This window comes from Cohnella sp. GCM10027633, assembly GCF_042675445.1.
GTDB lineage: Bacteria > Bacillota > Bacilli > Paenibacillales > Paenibacillaceae > Cohnella.
Window position 1 is genome coordinate 455,592 of record NZ_JBHTGV010000005.1, and the last position, 17,685, is coordinate 473,276.

Genomic DNA, 17,685 nt, shown 5'->3' on the forward strand with positions numbered 1-17,685 from the left:
CGGGAGGCGAACAAAGAATGAAGGATTACATTCGCATCAGAGGCGCGCGGGAGAACAACTTGCGGGGCGTGTCGCTCGATATTCCGAAGTACAAGCTCGTCGTGCTGACCGGCCCTTCGGGCTCGGGCAAGTCTACGTTGGCAATGGATACGCTGCAGCGAGAATGCCAGCGGCAATACATGGAGTCGATGGGGATGATGTCGGACTCCATCAGCAAGCAGAAGGTCGAGGCGATCGAGGGATTGTCCCCGTCGATCAGCGTCGGCCAACACGTCACGAACCGGAATCCGCGATCGACGGTCGGTACGGTGACCGATATTTACACGTACTTGCGGGCGATCTTCTCGCGAACCGGGCATCGCCCGTGTCCGAAGTGCGGAGGAGACGTGCCTCCGCCGATTCCGCAGGCGGCGGATGACATCGCGTTAGACGAGGAGGCGCCGCACGGTACGGTCGACTGTCCGCACTGCGGCGAGACGCTCGAACGGTTCGGGATGCCGCACTTCTCGTTCAATACGCACGAAGGCGCATGCGAGCCTTGCTCCGGCCTCGGTCATGTGGCGCAATTGCGGATGGAAGCGGTATTCGATACGTCGAAAAGCCTAAAAGAAGGCGGCGTCACGTTCCTCTACGACATGATGGTCGAATACTACGGGAATATCCTGAACGCGGCGGCGAAGCATTACGGCTTCTCCTTCGATCCGGAGCTGCCGCTCAAGGAGTATTCCGAAGCTCAACGGGACTTGCTCTATTACGGCGTCGAGAGCGAGCAATTCATGCGGCATTATCCGGGCGCGAAGCCGCCGAAGACGGTGACGCTCGGCAAGTTCGAGGGCATCGTGACGGGTATCTGGCGTCGCTACAAGGAGAAGGGCGGAGAGGCGGAAGGCTTGAACAGCGCGGCGTTCTTCCGCCAGCATACGTGCCCGGACTGCGGCGGGGCGAAGCTGAAGGCGGAGGTTCGCTCCGTTCGGGTCGCGGGAGCGGCGATCCAAGAGATCGCGGAATGGCCGCTAGAGGCGATTCTCGAATGGTTGGGACGCGTTCCGGCTGAAGTGCCGGCTCAGAGCCTGGATCTCGTCGAGGCGATCGTGAAGGACGAGATTCCGTCCCGCCTGAAGCGGATTCTGAACCTCGGCCTCGGTTACCTGTCGCTGAACCGGCAGTCGATCACGCTGTCCGGGGGCGAAGCCCAGAGGCTCCGCCTCGCGTCTCTGCTCGGGTCGGGCTTGACCGGCGTGCTGTATATTCTGGACGAGCCGACGGCCGGCCTGCACGCGAGAGATACGGCGGGCTTGATCGAGGTGCTTAAGCAATTGCGCGATATGGGCAACACGGTGCTCGTCATCGAGCACGACATCGAGACGATGCGGGCGGCCGATCACGTCATCGACATGGGACCGGGCGCGGGCAGCTTCGGCGGGCAAGTCGTCGGCGAAGGAAGCCTCGAGCAGCTCATGCAGGCGGAGCGTTCGGTGACGGGCGCCTACTTGCGGGAGGAGCGGGGCTACGCGGTTAACCGGAAACGCAGAGCGGGTACCGGGCGATCGCTGACCGTAATCAACGCCCATGCGCGCAATCTGAAGAACGTGACCGTCTCGTTCCCGCTCGGCAGTCTCGTATCCGTGACGGGCGTGTCGGGCTCCGGCAAGTCGACGCTCGTGTTCGACCTGCTCGCGGAAGGGGCGAACGGCAACCTGCGTCCGGACGGCTGCGACGGCATCGAGGGTACGGAGGAAGTCGGCGAATGGATTTCGGTCGACCAGTCGCCGATCGGCAGAATGCAGCGTTCTAACGTGGCGACTTATACGGATATTTTCACCGCGATGCGGAACTTGTTCGCCGGATTGCCAGAGGCGAAGAAGCGGAAGCTGACGTCCAAGCACTTCTCCTTCAACACGCCGGGCGGACGGTGCGAGCATTGCCAGGGGCTCGGCGTGCTGACGCTGGACATGCACTTCCTGCCGGATATCGAGGTGCGCTGTCCGGCTTGCCGCGGGCGCCGGTTCCAAGACGAGGTGCTTCGTGTCACGTACGAGGGGTATTCGATCTCGGATCTGCTGGACATGACGGTGCAGGAGAGTCTCGGGATATTCAACGGTAACGATAAAATGGCGGAGACGATCCGCCTCCTCTGCGAAGTCGGCCTCGGCTACTTGCACTGGGGGCAGTCGGTGCGGACGCTGTCCGGAGGCGAAGGCCAACGGATCCGGCTCGCCAAGGAGCTCAGCAAGAAGACGAAGAAGCATACGCTCTACTTGTTGGACGAACCGACGACAGGCTTGCACCCGGCCGACGTGAAGCGGCTGACGGTGCTGCTCGACCGGCTCGTCGACGCGGGCAACACCGTTATCGTCGTCGAGCACAATCTCGAGCTGATCCGCGAATGCGACTGGGTCGTGGACATCGGGCCGGAGGGCGGCCTCGAAGGAGGCACGGTCGTGGCCGAAGGCACGCCGGAGCAAGTCGCGCAAGTCCGCGGCTCGCATACGGGCCGGCACCTGCGCGAGGCGCTCGGGTAGAGACGGGGCGGAGAGGATAAGACAACGGCGGCTACAGGGCGTGATCCTGTGCCGCCGTTTGCGCGTTGTTGGCTCTTGTACGTTTACCTATTCTTCGCGATTTTGAATAATAATGATTTTCATTCTCAATGAGAATATGATACGATTAAACCATTCTAATGACAAGGATCGAACGCGTCTACCGTCACGATTCGGCGCTTCGCGGTCCCAGCGCAGGCAGGCCTATTCAACAGAGGTGAATTCGGAGTCATGCTTAAACGATTTTTCGCTTATTATCAGCCTTATAAGGGGCTGTTCCTGCTCGACTTCGGTTGCGCGGTGTTCGCGGGCTTGCTGGAGCTCGCGTTCCCGGTCGTCGTCAACCGCTTCGTCGACGATCTGCTGCCGGACGGCAATTGGCAGATCATCGTATGGGCTTCCATCGGATTGCTCGCGCTCTACATACTCAATACGGTCCTCAGCTATATCGTGAACTATTGGGGACATATGCTCGGCATCAACATCGAGACCGACATGCGCAAGAAGCTGTTCGAGCACGTCCAGAAGCTGAGCTTCCGGTTCTTCGACAATACGAAGACCGGCCATCTGATCTCCCGGCTGACGAACGACATGATGCAGATCGGCGAGATGGCGCATCACGGTCCCGAGGACTTCTTCATCGCGATCATGACGCTGTTCGGCTCGTTCACGCTCATGATGTTCATCAACTGGAAGCTCGCGGTGCTGACGTTCCTGGTCGTGCCGGCGATCATCTGGCTCGTCGTCTACTTCAACGGCAAGATGACGAAGGCGGTCGAGCAGCTGTTCTCGGACATCGGCGACTTCAACGCCCGCATCGAAGACAACGTCGGCGGCATTCGCGTCGTGCAGGCGTTCACGAACGAAGCGCACGAGAAGGCCCAATTCCAAGCGAACAACAGCCGCTTCCGCCTGACCAAGCTGCTCTCCTACAAGCTCATCGCCAAGAACGGTTCCATCAGCTACATGATGATGCGCTTCGTCACGCTGTTCGTCATGGTGTGCGGCACCTGGTTCGTCATTCATGGCCAGCTCTCGTACGGGGAGTTCATCGGATTCCTGCTGCTCACCCAAGTGTTCTTCCGGCCGATCGAGAAGATCAACGCCATCATCGAGAGCTATCCGCAAGGCATCGCGGGCTTCAAGCGCTATACCGAACTGCTCGACACGGAGCCGGATATCGCCGACAAGCCGGACGCGCGCGACATCGGCAGGCTGCAGCGGGACATCCGCTACGAGAACGTCTCGTTCGGTTACGAGGACGAGTCGCACGTGCTCGCGGGAATTAACCTGACGATCCGCGCGGGCGAGACGGTCGCCTTCGTCGGACCGTCCGGCGCCGGCAAGACGACGCTGTGCAGCTTACTGCCTCGCTTCTACGAAGCGGCCGCCGGGTCGATCCGCATCGACGGCGTCGACATCCGCGACGTCAAGCTCGCGTCGCTTCGCGAGCAGATCGGCATCGTGCAGCAGGACGTGTTCCTGTTCTCCGGAACGGTGCGCGACAATATCGCGTACGGCAAGCTCGGCGCGAGCGAGGAACAGATCTGGGAAGCGGCTCGACTGGCGCGGTTGGATACCTTCATCCGTTCGCAGCCGGAAGGGCTCGAGACGATCATCGGCGAGCGGGGCGTCAAGCTGTCCGGCGGGCAGAAGCAGCGGCTCGCGATCGCGCGGATGTTCCTGAAGAACCCGCCGATTCTCATCCTCGACGAAGCGACCTCCGCGCTCGATACCGAGACGGAGACGCAGATCCAGCAATCGCTCGCGGAGCTGGCCAAGGGGCGCACGACGCTCGTCATCGCGCACCGGCTGGCAACGATCAAGAACGCGGACCGCATCGTCGTCGTGACGGAGCAGGGCATATCGGAGCAAGGCAGCCATCGGGAGCTGGTATCGGCCGGAGGCGTGTACAGCCGTCTTCACCAAGCGCAATTCGGAACGTAATTACCTTCATATACAAGGAGTGGGCGACATGAGCGAGAGAGACGTTTACGACGTAACGATTATCGGGGGCGGTCCCGCGGGGCTGTTCTCCGCTTTCTATAGCGGGCTGCGGGAGATGAAGACGAAGATTATCGAGTTCCAGGAATTTTTGGGAGGCAAGGTCAATGTCTATCCGGAGAAAATGATCTGGGACGTCGGCGGGCTCACGCCGGTTACCGGCGAGCAGCTCATCGAGCAACTGGTGGCGCAAGGACGGACGTTCGATCCGACGCTGGCGCTCGGCGAGAAGGTGACGTCGATCGGCAAGGAAGAAGACGGCACCTTCGTCCTGCAGACGTCTTCCGGAGCGACGCATTATTCCCGCACGGTCATCCTGGCGATCGGCTACGGCATCCTGAAGCCGACGAAGCTGAACCTCGAAGGCGCGGAGCGCTACGAAGTCGCCAATCTCCACTACACGGTCAAGTCGATCTCGAGGTTCAAGAACAAGACGGTGCTCATCTCCGGCGGCGGCCACACGGCGATCGACTGGGCGAACGAGCTCGCGCCGATCGCGAAGCAGGTCATCCTGTCCTACCGCAAGGATTCGTTGAAGGGACACGAGGCCGACGTCACGAGAATGGGCGAGAACGGCGTCGTCTGCCTGCTCAACACCGAGCTGGAGAAGCTGCTTGCGCAGACGGGCCAAGAGGCGATCGACCGCGTCGTGCTGCGCAACAACGAGGACGACTCTCTCGCGGAGATCGCCGTCGACGAGATTATTATCAGCCACGGCTACGACCGCGACCGGACGTTGTTGGAGAACAGCGAGGTTCGCATCGACATGAAGGACGAGTGGAACATCGCCGGGACGCCGATGAGCGAGACGTCCGTACCCGGCGTCTTCGCGGCGGGAGACTTGCTCGCGCACGACGGCAAGCTGCATCTGATCGCAGGCGCGTTCCAGGACGCGGCGAACGCGGTCAACAAGGCGAAGCAGTTCATCGCGCCGGAAGCGGAAGCGTGGGGCATGGTATCGTCCCATAACGACCGTTTCGCCGAGCGGAACCGCGAGCTGAAGAAGCAGCTGTTCGGCAGCTGATCGCCCCAAGAGATACAAAAAGGTTGGACAACGGCTTCAAGCCGTCGTCCAACCTTTTTTTGTGCATACGTACATGGCAAACCGCTTATTCGTCGAAATCCGGCAGCGGCTTGACCGCCGGTTCCTCCGCGGGCTTCACCTTCTTGATGAAGAACGCGAGCGCGAGAGCGGCGATCGTCATCCACATGGCGACGATGAACGAATGGTTAATGCCGTAAGTGGTCGCTTCCTGAACGATCGGCCCCATCGCGGCCTTATCCGTCGGATCGATGCCGTTGGCGGCGATGAGCTCGACCGTCTTATCCCCGGCGCGGTTCGTCATCACCGTAACGAGCAAGGCGGTACCGAGCGCGCCCGCGACGTTCCGGAGCGTCTGGGACATCGCGGAGCCGTGCGCGTTCAGACGGCGAGGCAACTGGTTCAGGCCCGCGGTCTGAATCGGCATCATGAGGAGCGACATGCCGAACATCCGCAGCGTGTAGATAAGCATCATATGGTTGTAAGTCGAATCGACGTGCAGGTGGCTCAGCTCGTACGTGGTGAAGGCGGTGATGAGCAGGCCGACGACGGCGAGCCAGCGGGCCCCGATTTTATCGAAGATCATTCCCGTCACCGGGGACATGATGCCCATCAGAATCGCGCCCGGCAGCAGGAGCAGCCCCGATTCGATCGGCGAGAATCCGCGCACGTTCTGGAGGAAGATCGGCAGCAGGATCATGCCGGAGAACATCGACATCGTGACGATCGCGTTAATGAGCGTCGTGAGCGAGAACATCGGATACTTGAACACGTGGAACTCGAGCAGCGGCTTGTCGGTCCGAAGCGAACGTACGATGAAGATGAGCAGGGAGGCCGCTCCTACCGCCAAGCACGCGATAACCGTCGCGCTGTCCCAGCCGTCTCTTCCCGCGTCGCTGAAGCCGTACAGCAGTCCGCCGAACCCGAGCGTAGACAGGATGACGCCGGGAATATCGAGCTTCGGATTGGACGTCTGAATGACGTCCCTCATCGCGTAAGCGCCGTACGCGAGCGCGATGAGAGCCAGCGGCAGCACGATGTAGAACAGCACGTGCCAGTCGTAGTGCTCGACGACCCAGCCCGACAGCGTCGGTCCGACGGCCGGCGCGAAGATCATCGCGATGCCCATCATGCCCATCGCCTTGCCGCGTTCTTCTACGGGGAAGATCGTGAGGACGACGATCGACATAAGCGGCATGAGGATGCCCGCGCCCGCGGCTTGAACGAGCCGGCCGGCCAGCAGGATGCCGAAGGTCGGGGAGACCGCGCATAACACCGTGCCGGCCGCGAACAAGGAAGCGGCGACCAGGAACAAGCGTCGGGTCGTGAAGCGATTAATGAAGTAGGCGCTGATCGGCACGAGCACGCCGTTGACGAGCATGTAGCCGTTCGCCAGCCATTGGATCGTGTTCTCGGTGACGTCCAGGTCTTTCATCATGACCGGCAAGGCGACGTTCAATAACGTCTGCGCGAGCAAAGCCACGAAGGCGGCAAGAATCAGAGCGGCCATGATCGGCCCTCTGCGAATCGTCGTGGATACCATGTTAGCCATTGTGGTGAGGCACTTCCTCTCTGACTTGATCTAGAATGCGAATGATGTCTTGCTGGATGCGATGCCATTCCAGTTGGTCGCGCTCGGAGAGCTGCAGCAGCGGCTGAAGGAACTTGATCTTCGTCGCTTCGGTCTCTTGCCTAAGCGTTAGTCCCTTCTCCGTCAAATTCAACGTCATCGCCCGGCGATCCGCCTCGGTGCGCTCACGCGAGACGAGCTCGGCCTTGACCATGCGGTCGATAATGCCGCTCATCGTGCTGTTGCCGAGGTTCATTCGTTCCGCGAGGTCCGACAGGCGGATGTTCGGATTCCTGGCCAGATGCGCAAGGACGATGAACTGGACGGGCGTGATGCCGTGCAGGTTCGCCGCGCTCTGGAGCAGTTGGTAGAACGTCTTATTGAGCTCCCGATGGGACTGCAGAATTTGCAAGAAGCGTTGACTGTCGTCCAAGATTCATTCTCCTCGATTATTTCGCATGCGAAGTATTATCCGCTCATCTTCGCCGGAAGTCAATTGGACGATTGCAGGAAGGCGAGGATTTTACTCAGGATGTCTCCAAACCGTGGAATACATGCGGCGCAATAGGCGCACAGCCAAAAAAGACCCGCGATAATCGCGAGTCGGGCTGCGTATGATCGGAGCGAGGCTTAGCGTATGAAGCCTTACGAAGAGAGAGGCAGCGTCCTCATGCGGATTTCGCCGGTCGCGACGCTCATCTCGAGCGTGCGGCTAATGCCGCCGCCGACGTCGATGTATCGAGGCGCGATGTCCAGCTTCCGCAGCTCCTGGCGAACTTGCTCGACGTTGCGGCTGCCGATCTTGAACGGATTGCGGCGTTTGACCGAAGCGGCGCCGCCGTATACGCGGACTTCCAACGTCTCGCTCGGGCACCCGAGCCGTTTGGTCATGTATTGGATGAGCAAGGGGACGCCCGTCGAAGCGAACCGGCTCGGACGTTGCCGTTCGTCGTCCTTCGAGTGGGGGGCGGGCAGCAGGATGTGAATCATGCCGGCCGTTCTGCGCACGGGGCAATAAGCGGTCACCGCGACGCACGTCGCGAGCGCGTAAGTGACGACGGTCTCCGCCGCGTTATCCGAACAAATCCATTCTCCGATGCCTACCACCTTATGCATGCTCGCTTCACCCGATCCCCTTGTTGTCGACGATTGCCGTTACTCTAAGAATAGGCGGAGCGTATTAAGAAATTTATCTAATAAATATTAAATTTCTGTTAGTATGCCGCATAAGAGGGCTTCGTCAGCGGGCAGTCGGCGAACGAAGGGGCGTCGGGAACGAAGCGGGCCAGCTTGCGCATGAAGTAGCACGATTCGGGAAAATGATGCTCCAGGAAGCGCAGCGTCGCGCGAGAGAGGACCGTCGCGTCGGCATACTGGACGACGATGCCCTGCACGAAACGGTAGAAGGCCATCGTCGACTTCAGCACTTCTCCCGCGAAGTAACGTTGGGCAGGGAATCCCGGCGGCGTGAACCGAAGAAACTCCTCCATCGCGTAGTTGGTCATGCGGTATCCTCCGAAGACGCCGGCATACCGTTCGGCCTCCAAGGAGAGGCGGCGCTCGACGGGATCCAGATGATTGAGCAGCAGCAGCGCGTGTCCTTGTTGGTCTTCCAGCCACAGATCGAACAGCTCCGTTAGCGTCAGAGGCTCGGCGGGAGCGCCTTGCATCCAATAACCGAGCTGGCGCAAGTACTCCCGATTTTCCCCGATCGTGCCGTTGAAGTAAGTCGGAGTCAGATTCACGTTGACCCGGTTCCATAAGCGCAAATTCTGAATATGTCCTTCCAGTCTGCAATACCCGTCGGCGAGCGGGTATACTTGCCGGGCGAACGCGATCATCGGCTCGGAAGACGCGGGGGCGTCCGCCGGCAATCGGGAAGCTTGCCGCACGGCCTGATGGAACGCGGCGATGTAGCGGTCGGCTTCCTGCCACCACTGCGTCTCGGCCGGCGACATATAATCGCGAAGGAAATACGCATGATCCTCGAGCACCTCGAGCCAGAAGAGGTGTTCTTCTCGAATCGAGATTCGAGAGTCTCCCGCCTGCATCGTCAATGAAAGCCCTCCGTTCGGGAAGTATTCTTCCATCAATGTATGTAGGCGTACCTTGCATTAGACGAACCGGCGCCTTGCCCATGCGACGAGCGGATACACGAAGGGCAACAGCTCGAAGGCTAGCGCGTACGTGGACCAGCAACTGGCGAAAAAATCGGACATATCGGACGGGTTCTTCGCCTGATGAATCGACACGAGGACGACGAGGGCTCCGAGCGGGGCGGCGATCGGCTTGTAGTCCTTGAGCGCAAGCGCTTGGGAGGTGACGAACGTTCCCGCGGCGAACAGAATGCTCAGCTTAATGAAGAAGGCGGTGATCCAGATCGAGACGATGACCGCGTCCATGTTGTGGATGAAATCGCCCAGATGGACGAATCCCGCCAGCTCGAGCGCCGGATAGATGAGCGTCGCGGTAAGCTTCGGTCCGAAGAACATCATGACGAGTACGTACTCGGCGATCAGAATGTATATCCCGGCTAACGAACCGATCCATATGGCCCGACTCGCGCGCCGGGGGGAGGCGAACTGGGGAACGATGAACGCCAGCAGGATCAGCTCTCCGAACCAGGGGAGAATGGAGTAAGTTTGCGTACCAATCGTTCGCCAGTCGTGAAAGCGGATGAATTCGTGCCAGATCGGCATATTCATGTCGGCGACGAAGAACAGCGGCTTCACCAGGAAGAACAAGCCGATGAACAGGAACGTGCCCTGAGCGAACCGGAAGACGGCGGACACGCCGGCCTGCGTCAACGCCCACGCCGCCAACATGACCAGGGCGGACACCGCGATCGGAGGCGTCTCGCGCAGATAGGTCAGGACGAAGAAGTCGGTGAATTCCCGGAGAATGAACGCCGCCAGATGCAGGAGGAAGAACGCGACGAGCAGCAAGATCGCGGTATGGGCCGCCCGTCCGACGATCGCTTTGCCTTGAACGCCCAAGTAAGCTCCCGGCTTCTTGATCGCATAGCGCATCGCCAATACGGAGAATGCGGTCCCCAGTACTCCGCCGGCGATCAAGCACCAGATGCCGTCCGTCGAAGCTTCTCCGGCCAACGGGCTGAGCAGGAACGCGATCGACGTCGAGAATACGAAGGTGAACGCGAGCGAACCGATCTGAATGTTCGTGATGCTGTTCTTCTCGTTCATTGGTTCGTACCCGGCTCCGGAGGAATTTGCAGTATCCAGCGTTGTACCGGCTCGAACACGAGGCGAATCGGCTCGTTCGGGCTCGTCCAGCCGGGGAAGAGCAAGGAGAGGACGCCGTACGTGAATACGATTCCGGTGACCGCGAAGTTGATCAGCTTGTCGCGCTTGGCCCCTTGGCTTCGGCGCAGTTGGGCGGCCTGGCGATAGACGATGACGGCGAAAGCCAATAGGAGCAGGAGCATGCGGCGGATCCCTCCTTCTTCATTGTTTCGAACTGCGATTAACGCCCGTGCTTCTCAGATGAACGCGGGGAACGATCTCCGCCTCCAAGTTCATGGCCAAGTTCTCGCGCAGGCGCGGCGTCCATTCCTTCCAGAGCGCCGGATACTTGTACTTCACGAATTCGCTCCATTGGAACACGTCGGCCCGATGGCTGTCGGCACGCTCGATGGCCGATTCCGCGAGCTCCCGAAGGCGCATATCGAGCGCTTGTTCAAGCTTGGCGATGTTCTTGGGATCCTTGAGGTCGTAGCCGGATTGGATCGACATCAGATCGGCCGTCGCGTCGATGGAGACGCGAATACGGACGCTTCCGCCCTGGCGGTAGGAGGTCGTATACGGCTTCACGTCGAATAGCCTGGCGCTAAGAAGGCCGCCGTCCGGCAAGTCGGTCGTCACGATCATTTCCCGCACGCGGTCCTCCAGCAGCAGAATGCCTTTCATCTCGTCAGCCTCGAATCGGCCGACGACTTTGGCATCCTTCATGAGCGCCGCGCCGCCGATGCCCGACCACTTAATCGGCTTGTCCTCGCTCGGCGGCTTAAGGGTTCGCATGTCGAGCTCCGGGAGATAACCGTCTCCGAGATTGTTCCAATACGAGTAGAGAAGGTCTCGGATCGTCACCGGAGGGACGCGTTTAATATGGGCGGCTTCCCGCCAGATCTCGGCGGGCGTGCGTTCGAATACGGTCTCGAGCTTGGCCAGGTTCTTGGCCAACCCATTGTAATAGAAGACGAATACGCGAAGACGGAAGTCGGGCGCGCGGACGAGATGGTCGAACAAGGCGTCCATGCCCGCCCGGGCGAACTTGTCTCCTACGATAATGACGCGCATTTGTCCCCAGTTCACGGATCGGGGGAGATCGTCCTGTATGTTCTGGATCGCTTCGGCGACGTCCCGGCCCTTGCTGGTCACGACGGTATACGGCTTCTCGCTCGGAGTAGGGGCGAGCCCTGCGGATATCCGGTTAGGCAACATGAACAGGGCGGAAATTTCCGTCTCTCCTTCGTCGGTGCGATCCACGAGCAGCGTGGCGATGAACGTTCGGTCGTTCAGCTCTTCCTTGGACCAGCAGCCGGTTAACGAGGTGCATATCGCGATCGCCATGCATAGTCTCGCCCAGCGGAATCCGAGCCCCGATTGCCGATCCATTCGGATCACCGCTCCTTTCTTCAGTTGCCTTTGCCCGGTTTGCGCATCAGCTTCGGCCAAGGCGCCCGGCCCCATGCGTCCTTCATCTGCTTCTTCTTGTACGGAACGAACGGGGACAGGTAAGGCGTTCCGAACGATTCGAGGGACAGCAGGTGGATGTAGATGAAGAAGATGCCGATCAGCATCCCCAGCAAGCCGAAGATCGCCGACGTGAACAGGAGCGCGAACCGGAGAAAACGAATGCCGAGCGTAATCGAGAAATGCGGTGCCATGAACGAGGAGATTCCCGTGAACGCGACGATGATGACCATCGGCGCGGAGACGATGCCGGCTTGCACGGCCGCCTGGCCGAGAACGATGGCTCCGACGATCGAGATCGTCTGCCCGATCATCGTCGGAATGCGTTGCCCGGCTTCGCGCATCACTTCGAACGCAAGCTCCATGATCAGTGCTTCGACGATCGCGGGGAAGGGAACGATGTCGCGGCTCGAAGCGATCGAGATGAGCAGGTTATAAGGCAGCATCTCCGGGTGGAACGTCGTGATCGCTACGTATGCCGAAGGCAAGATGAGACTGACGAAGAAGAATAGATAACGCAGGATGCGGACCCAACTGCTGAAGAAGAAGCCCTGGTAATAATCTTCCGCGGACTGCATGAACGCGAGCAGCGTCGCCGGAGCGATCATTTGACTCGGCGTTCCGTCCGTCAAGATCAGGATGCGGCCCTCGAAGAGCGCCGACGCGGCGACGTCGGGCCGTTCCGTATTCAACAGGGTCGGGAACGGAGAGAAGCGGGTATCCAAGTATTCTTCGATAACGTTGCTGCCCTGAAGGCGATCCAACTGAGGGATCGCCTCCAGCTTGGCGTTCACGTTATCGACCAGTTTCGGGTCGCATTCTCCTTCCAGATACAGCAGCATGACGAGCGTGCGCGACTCGGTTCCGTACGAATATTGCCGGACCTGGAGCTTGCCGCTCTTCACGCGTTGGCGAAGGAGAGACAGGTTCATCCAGATGTCTTCGACGAACGCTTCCTTCGGTCCGCGGATCGTCTTCTCGTTGTCCGACACGCTGATGGACCGCGACGTCGTCTGGTGGAACGGGAACAGAATGCCATCCGTCCGGCCTGCTACGCATAGCAATGCTTGCCCTTCGAGCAAGCCGCCCATCGCTTCCTCGCCGGTCTTGGCGACCGCGTTCGGCGTCGGGAAGAAGGCTCCGAGGACGAACATGTCGGCGACGGTTATGCCGGCGTCATGAATCGGTCTTTCTATTAGAGGGCGCAGGACGTACGCTTGCAGCATGCTCAGGTCGATAGCGCCCGATAGGTAATAGAGCGAGTAGCGAAGCGCGCCTTTATCGATGGTCTGGCAGTGAACGTCGTTGCGTCCGCGCAGGCGCTCGTCCAGCCATTGTGCCAGTTCCATGCGCATGCATCCTTTTTTTGGCTATAGGTTCCGTCATTCCGTTAGGAAATATGCACCAGCGAATGAAGATAACTTGTCTTTCGCGATCATACCTGTCACAATTTTGAACGATAATAGTGGCCGAGAGCGCCGATCCGTCATTGACGTTGAGAATGATTATCAATTACAATGGATTCAAGTACATAATAGAAGTCGCGCAACGATAAGGTGGCAATCATGAGTCGTAAACGTTCAACTTCGGTCGATCCTTCCTTGGTCGCAGACGCCAGAAGCAAAATATACGCGAGGCCGCTCACGGGGACGTTCGTGCTCGTCGCGGGAATCATCCTGCTCGCGCTCGGCGCCGCGATCTGCGTGTCTTACGGGGCGGCGGATATTAAAGTGGCTACCGTCTGGGAAGCGATCTTCCGCTTCAATCCCGATCTGACCCAGCATCAGATCATTCAAGAGCTGCGCCTGCCGAGAGTGCTCGGCGGGGCGCTCGTCGGCGTCTGTTACGCGGTGTCGGGCTCGATCATGCAAGGGATGACCCGCAACCCGCTGGCGGATTCCAGCTTGCTCGGCTTGAACGCCGGCGCGGGCTTCATGCTGGCACTCTGCTTCGCGTTCTTCCCGGGCATGCCGTACGCGCAGCTCATTCTGTTCGCGTTCCTCGGCGCAGGGGCGGGTGCCGCCCTCGTGTTCGCGATCGGCGCGGCGGCCAGAGGGGGCATGACGCCGTTGCGGCTCGTGCTCGCGGGGTCCGCGATCACGGCGATGCTGACGGCACTCAGCGAGGGCATCGCGCTCTACTTCCGTATCGGGCAAGATCTCGCTTTCTGGTATGCCGGGGGACTGGCGGGCATCTCGATGGGCCAGGTGAAGCTCGTGTTCTGGTGGGTGTTGATCGCGTTCATCTGCGCTCTGATCCTGTCGCGTTCTATCACGATGCTCAGCTTGGGCGATGACGTCGCGAGAGGGCTCGGCTTGGACACGCGTTTCGTTAAGGTCGCGGGGACGCTTGTCGTCGTCGTTATGGCGGGCTCGGCCGTCGCGATCGCGGGCGCGATCTCGTTCGTCGGTCTCTTGGTGCCGCATCTGACGCGCAGGCTCGTCGGCGTGGACTACAGGTGGATCATTCCTTGCTCCGCCGTGCTCGGCGGTCTGCTCGTCATCTTCGCGGATCTCGCGGCGAGAATGGTGAACCCGCCGTCCGAGACGCCGGTCGCGGCCTTGATCGCGATCATCGGCGTGCCGTTCTTCCTCTACTTGGCCGCCAAGGAAGAGAGGGAGCTGTAATGAGAGAACCGATCGTAAGATCCGAGGCGCAGCTCCGCGAGCGCCGGCGCAACATCGTCGTATTGTCCGCATTGGGCGGGTTAATCGTCCTTGTCTTCCTCATAAGCATGAATACCGGTTATACGAGACTGTCTCCTTTCGACGTCATCCGTACGTTGTTCGGGGGCGGGGATGCCGACGAGAACCTCATCCTATTCGAGTTCCGGTTGCCTAGAATCGTCATCTCCGTGCTCGTCGGAATGGGATTGGCCGTCTCCGGCTGCGTGCTGCAGGCGCTGTCGCGCAATGCGCTCGCGGACCCTGGTATCGTGGGCGTCAACGCGGGGGCGGGACTCATGGTGCTATTGTTCGTCGCGTTCTACGCGTCGCCGGCCGCAGCACCGGTGTACGTACTGCCGGTTATCGCCTGGTTCGGCGCGTTCGTCACGGCGACGTTCGTCTTCCTGTTGTCGTACCGGCGGCACAAAGGCTTGTCGCCTACAAGGCTGCTGCTGAACGGCGTCGCGGTAACGTCGGGCATTAGCGCGGTGACGATCGTGCTCACGCTGCGGATCAGTCCTGAGCAGTATCAATTCGTGGCCACGTGGATGGCGGGCAGCATCTGGGGCAAGGATTGGAGCTTCGTGCTCGCGTTGCTGCCGTTCTTGCTCGTTCTGCTGCCTTACGTATGGTTAAAGGCGCAAACGATCAATGTCCTTAATCTCGGCGAGTCGATGGCGAGAAGTCTCGGCGCACGCGTAACCAAGGAGCAAGTCGGCTTGCTCGCGGCGGCGGTCGGGTTGGCGGGCACTTGCGTGGCGGTCAGCGGAAGCATCGGTTTCGTCGGCTTGCTCGCGCCGCATCTGGCGCGCAGGTTGATCGGACCGAAGCATCAGGTCCTCATTCCGGCCTCGGCGTTCATCGGGGGCTTGCTCGTCATTACGGCGGATACGATAGGCAGGTCCATCCTGCAGCCATCCGGCGTGCCGGCCGGCATCGTCGTGGCGGTCATCGGCGCGCCGTATTTCCTCTATTTAATGGTGAAAGCGAAGAAGTAACGAACGGCTTACGTTACGGACTTCATGTACGCGTCCGGGGTTACGCCGATAATGGCTTTGAATTGTTTGATGAAATGCGCTTGATCGTAGAATCCAAGCTCCTGGGATAAGGCAGAGCCGTCAATTCGGCCGCCTTCCTCCAGGAGCTTGGCCGCTTCTTGGAGTCTGTAGCGTTGAATGACCCACTTCGGGCTCACGCCGACGTATCGGCCGAACAGCCGCTGCAGCGTTCTCGGGCCGATGCCGAACCGATCCGAGATCTGTTCGACCTTCGTCATGCCGCGATCGTCGATCGCATCCTGCACGATGCGCCGAATGAGTTCGACGTTGTCGTCCGGCTCGGGAAGACGTTCCCGAAGGAAGCTCTCGCCCATCCGCGCGATGGCATCGTCGGAATCCAGCGAGAATAGCCGTCGTTCGAACGACCCCGGATCGAAGCCGAGAATGTCGAGCACGCCGAACGTTCGTCCGGTGAGCCGAGATACGGGCTGCTTCCAGAACGGGTAGAAGCCGCCGGGCAGGAACTTGATGCCGAGCACGGCGCCGACGCCTTGCAACGTTCGAGTATACGTGCGGCGAGGAATGCCGTAGACTCCGGTGAACGATTCGCCGTTCTCTTGTTCGAACGACAGATTCACGTTCGGATACGAGAGAATCGTCTGCCGGAACGGCGGACGTCCGGTTAAGTCCCAGCGAACGATCCAGTAATGCTCGACGAAGGGCGCCAATTCCGGGGACGGTTCATAGCGCTGTAGGGAGAAGTTGCTTCGTCCGGTTTCGGCTTTCAATATTCCTCTATCCGAATCGCTCGTTTTCGGTTCCATCGTGCAGGCCTCCGTTCATAGGGTTGCTGTCGCGTTTTTACAATACTTAGCACTTCTAGTTATTCTACCATAGAGGAGATTCGGCCGATGCAAGCGAGAGGCCGAGATAGACATTCGAATGGAGGAACGATCATGGAACCGGTTCAGTACGAGATCTATGTCGGCGCCGCGCCCGAAGCGGCATGGCAAGCCTTCTTATCCCCGGAGGGAACGCGCGCGGTGTTCTTCGGCAGCGTGCTGAGGTCGACGTTCGAGCTCGGCGCGGGCTACGAATACGTAGGACCCGGCAACGACGGCGAGGAGACGGTGCACGTGTACGGCGAGGTGCTGGCGTTCGAGCCGCATCGGCTGATGAGCTTCTCCGAGCATCCAGGGCCCTCTTACCGGGAGAATCACGCGGAGCTGCGGACGCGAATCACGATGACGTTCGAGCCGGTCGGCGAATGCACGAAGCTGACGCTCGTGAACGACGAGTGGCCCGAGGGACATCCGTCGTACGAGAACAGCAAGCAGAGCTGGCCGATCATCTTGAGTAACTTCAAGTCATATATCGAGACGGGCAAGGCGTTAAATCTCGGCTGGTAACGGAAGTCGGTATATGGGCGGTGTCGGGCGGCCGTTAGGCTGCTAGGCGCCGCCTTATATTCTAGCGTTGAGCGTACACGATAATAAGTATGCAAATGGAAAATTTTACGTGTTGAAATATGTCGAATTACGGGGTATGATGTAATTCCTGCTTCGGACAACGAGGCGGACGCGAGAAGCGAAACGACGGCAACGAGAACGAAAATGGTAAAAATTACTCGTTGCAATCGCGGAGCGAACGCGGTAAGATGTAATTCCTGCCTCGGACAACGAGGCACGGACGAGAGGTTAACAGCCTCGGGCTTGTTCTTTGAAAACTGAACATCGAGCGTAATTTACGGTAATAAAATCGTTCACTTCGGTGAACAAACCAGCAAAACAGATTGAGCCTTCATGGCTCTTCGATAAAAGTTTCACTTTTATGGAGAGTTTGATCCTGGCTCAGGACGAACGCTGGCGGCGTGCCTAATACATGCAAGTCGAGCGGAGTTATTCCTTCGGGGATGGCTTAGCGGCGGACGGGTGAGTAACACGTAGGCAACCTGCCCGCAAGACCGGGATAACATTCGGAAACGAATGCTAAGACCGGATACGCAGTTTGGTCGCATGACCGGACTGGGAAACACGGAGCAATCTGTGGCTTGCGGATGGGCCTGCGGCGCATTAGCTAGTTGGTGGGGTAACGGCTCACCAAGGCGACGATGCGTAGCCGACCTGAGAGGGTGAACGGCCACACTGGGACTG

The 17,685-nt window shown here is 59.7% G+C and carries 15 protein-coding genes and 1 rRNA gene; 7 read left to right on the top strand and 9 right to left on the bottom strand.

From position 1 onward, the window contains the following. Nucleotides 1–17 precede the first annotated feature (17 nt). The 3 genes from uvrA to ACFQZG_RS15530 all read left to right on the top strand — a co-directional run bounded on the left by uvrA (nt 18) and on the right by ACFQZG_RS15530 (nt 5,568). Complete coding sequence (gene uvrA / locus ACFQZG_RS15520; protein WP_378154036.1) at nt 18–2,522, top strand: excinuclease ABC subunit UvrA; 2,505 nt, start codon at nt 18–20, stop codon at nt 2,520–2,522. A 249-nt stretch (nt 2,523–2,771) separates the two neighbouring features. Then, nucleotides 2,772–4,487, top strand: coding sequence for an ABC transporter ATP-binding protein (locus tag ACFQZG_RS15525; protein ID WP_378154038.1), 1,716 nt, complete (start codon nt 2,772–2,774; stop codon nt 4,485–4,487). Between the two features lie 28 nt (nt 4,488–4,515). Beyond that, complete coding sequence (locus ACFQZG_RS15530) at nt 4,516–5,568, top strand: NAD(P)/FAD-dependent oxidoreductase (RefSeq protein ID WP_378154040.1); 1,053 nt, start codon at nt 4,516–4,518, stop codon at nt 5,566–5,568. An 85-nt stretch (nt 5,569–5,653) separates the two neighbouring features. Here ACFQZG_RS15530 and ACFQZG_RS15535 read toward each other — a convergent pair whose 3' ends face one another. The 8 genes from ACFQZG_RS15535 to ACFQZG_RS15570 all read right to left on the bottom strand — a co-directional run bounded on the left by ACFQZG_RS15535 (nt 5,654) and on the right by ACFQZG_RS15570 (nt 13,217). Further along, on the bottom strand, nt 5,654–7,138 hold the full coding sequence (locus ACFQZG_RS15535; RefSeq protein WP_378154042.1) for a DHA2 family efflux MFS transporter permease subunit: 1,485 nt from the start codon (nt 7,136–7,138) through the stop codon (nt 5,654–5,656). Further along, the gene (locus tag ACFQZG_RS15540; protein WP_378154044.1) at nt 7,131–7,589 is read right to left on the bottom strand and encodes a MarR family winged helix-turn-helix transcriptional regulator; all 459 of its coding nucleotides are present in this window, start codon (nt 7,587–7,589) and stop codon (nt 7,131–7,133) included. The genes ACFQZG_RS15535 and ACFQZG_RS15540 overlap by 8 nt, the downstream gene beginning before the upstream one ends. A gap of 212 nt (nt 7,590–7,801) precedes the next feature. Further along, the gene (locus tag ACFQZG_RS15545) at nt 7,802–8,272 is read right to left on the bottom strand and encodes a chemotaxis protein CheD (protein ID WP_378154046.1); all 471 of its coding nucleotides are present in this window, start codon (nt 8,270–8,272) and stop codon (nt 7,802–7,804) included. 98 nt (nt 8,273–8,370) lie between these two features. Further along, nucleotides 8,371–9,207 carry a DUF2935 domain-containing protein gene (locus ACFQZG_RS15550; protein WP_378154079.1) on the bottom strand — a complete coding sequence of 279 codons (837 nt, stop codon included), beginning with the start codon at nt 9,205–9,207 and terminating at the stop codon, nt 8,371–8,373. Between the two features lie 63 nt (nt 9,208–9,270). Continuing rightward, nucleotides 9,271–10,359, bottom strand: coding sequence for a GerAB/ArcD/ProY family transporter (locus ACFQZG_RS15555; RefSeq protein WP_378154047.1), 1,089 nt, complete (start codon nt 10,357–10,359; stop codon nt 9,271–9,273). Beyond that, nucleotides 10,356–10,601, bottom strand: coding sequence for a hypothetical protein (locus ACFQZG_RS15560; RefSeq protein WP_378154049.1), 246 nt, complete (start codon nt 10,599–10,601; stop codon nt 10,356–10,358). Before ACFQZG_RS15560 ends, ACFQZG_RS15555 begins: the two co-directional genes overlap by 4 nt. A 19-nt stretch (nt 10,602–10,620) precedes the next feature. Then, the gene (locus tag ACFQZG_RS15565) at nt 10,621–11,790 is read right to left on the bottom strand and encodes a Ger(x)C family spore germination protein (protein WP_378154051.1); all 1,170 of its coding nucleotides are present in this window, start codon (nt 11,788–11,790) and stop codon (nt 10,621–10,623) included. A gap of 20 nt (nt 11,791–11,810) precedes the next feature. Further along, nucleotides 11,811–13,217 carry a spore germination protein gene (locus ACFQZG_RS15570; RefSeq protein ID WP_378154053.1) on the bottom strand — a complete coding sequence of 469 codons (1,407 nt, stop codon included), beginning with the start codon at nt 13,215–13,217 and terminating at the stop codon, nt 11,811–11,813. A 216-nt stretch (nt 13,218–13,433) separates the two neighbouring features. Here ACFQZG_RS15570 and ACFQZG_RS15575 point away from each other — a divergent pair, with 216 nt between their 5' ends. Together ACFQZG_RS15575 and ACFQZG_RS15580 are read left to right on the top strand one after the other, a co-directional pair. Further along, nucleotides 13,434–14,495, top strand: coding sequence for a FecCD family ABC transporter permease (locus ACFQZG_RS15575; RefSeq protein WP_378154055.1), 1,062 nt, complete (start codon nt 13,434–13,436; stop codon nt 14,493–14,495). After that, nucleotides 14,495–15,532, top strand: a complete 1,038-nt coding sequence (locus ACFQZG_RS15580; RefSeq protein WP_378154057.1) for a FecCD family ABC transporter permease — start codon at nt 14,495–14,497, stop codon at nt 15,530–15,532. Before ACFQZG_RS15575 ends, ACFQZG_RS15580 begins: the two co-directional genes overlap by 1 nt. Nucleotides 15,533–15,540: 8 nt before the next feature. Here ACFQZG_RS15580 and ACFQZG_RS15585 read toward each other — a convergent pair whose 3' ends face one another. Further along, nucleotides 15,541–16,356, bottom strand: coding sequence for a DUF6597 domain-containing transcriptional factor (locus ACFQZG_RS15585; RefSeq protein WP_378154059.1), 816 nt, complete (start codon nt 16,354–16,356; stop codon nt 15,541–15,543). Nucleotides 16,357–16,488: 132 nt separating this feature from the next. Here ACFQZG_RS15585 and ACFQZG_RS15590 point away from each other — a divergent pair, with 132 nt between their 5' ends. Both ACFQZG_RS15590 and ACFQZG_RS15595 read left to right on the top strand, forming a co-directional pair. Next, nucleotides 16,489–16,941 carry an SRPBCC family protein gene (locus tag ACFQZG_RS15590; protein ID WP_378154060.1) on the top strand — a complete coding sequence of 151 codons (453 nt, stop codon included), beginning with the start codon at nt 16,489–16,491 and terminating at the stop codon, nt 16,939–16,941. A gap of 418 nt (nt 16,942–17,359) precedes the next feature. After that, nucleotides 17,360–17,685: ribosomal RNA gene (locus ACFQZG_RS15595) — 16S ribosomal RNA — on the top strand; the annotation flags it as partial.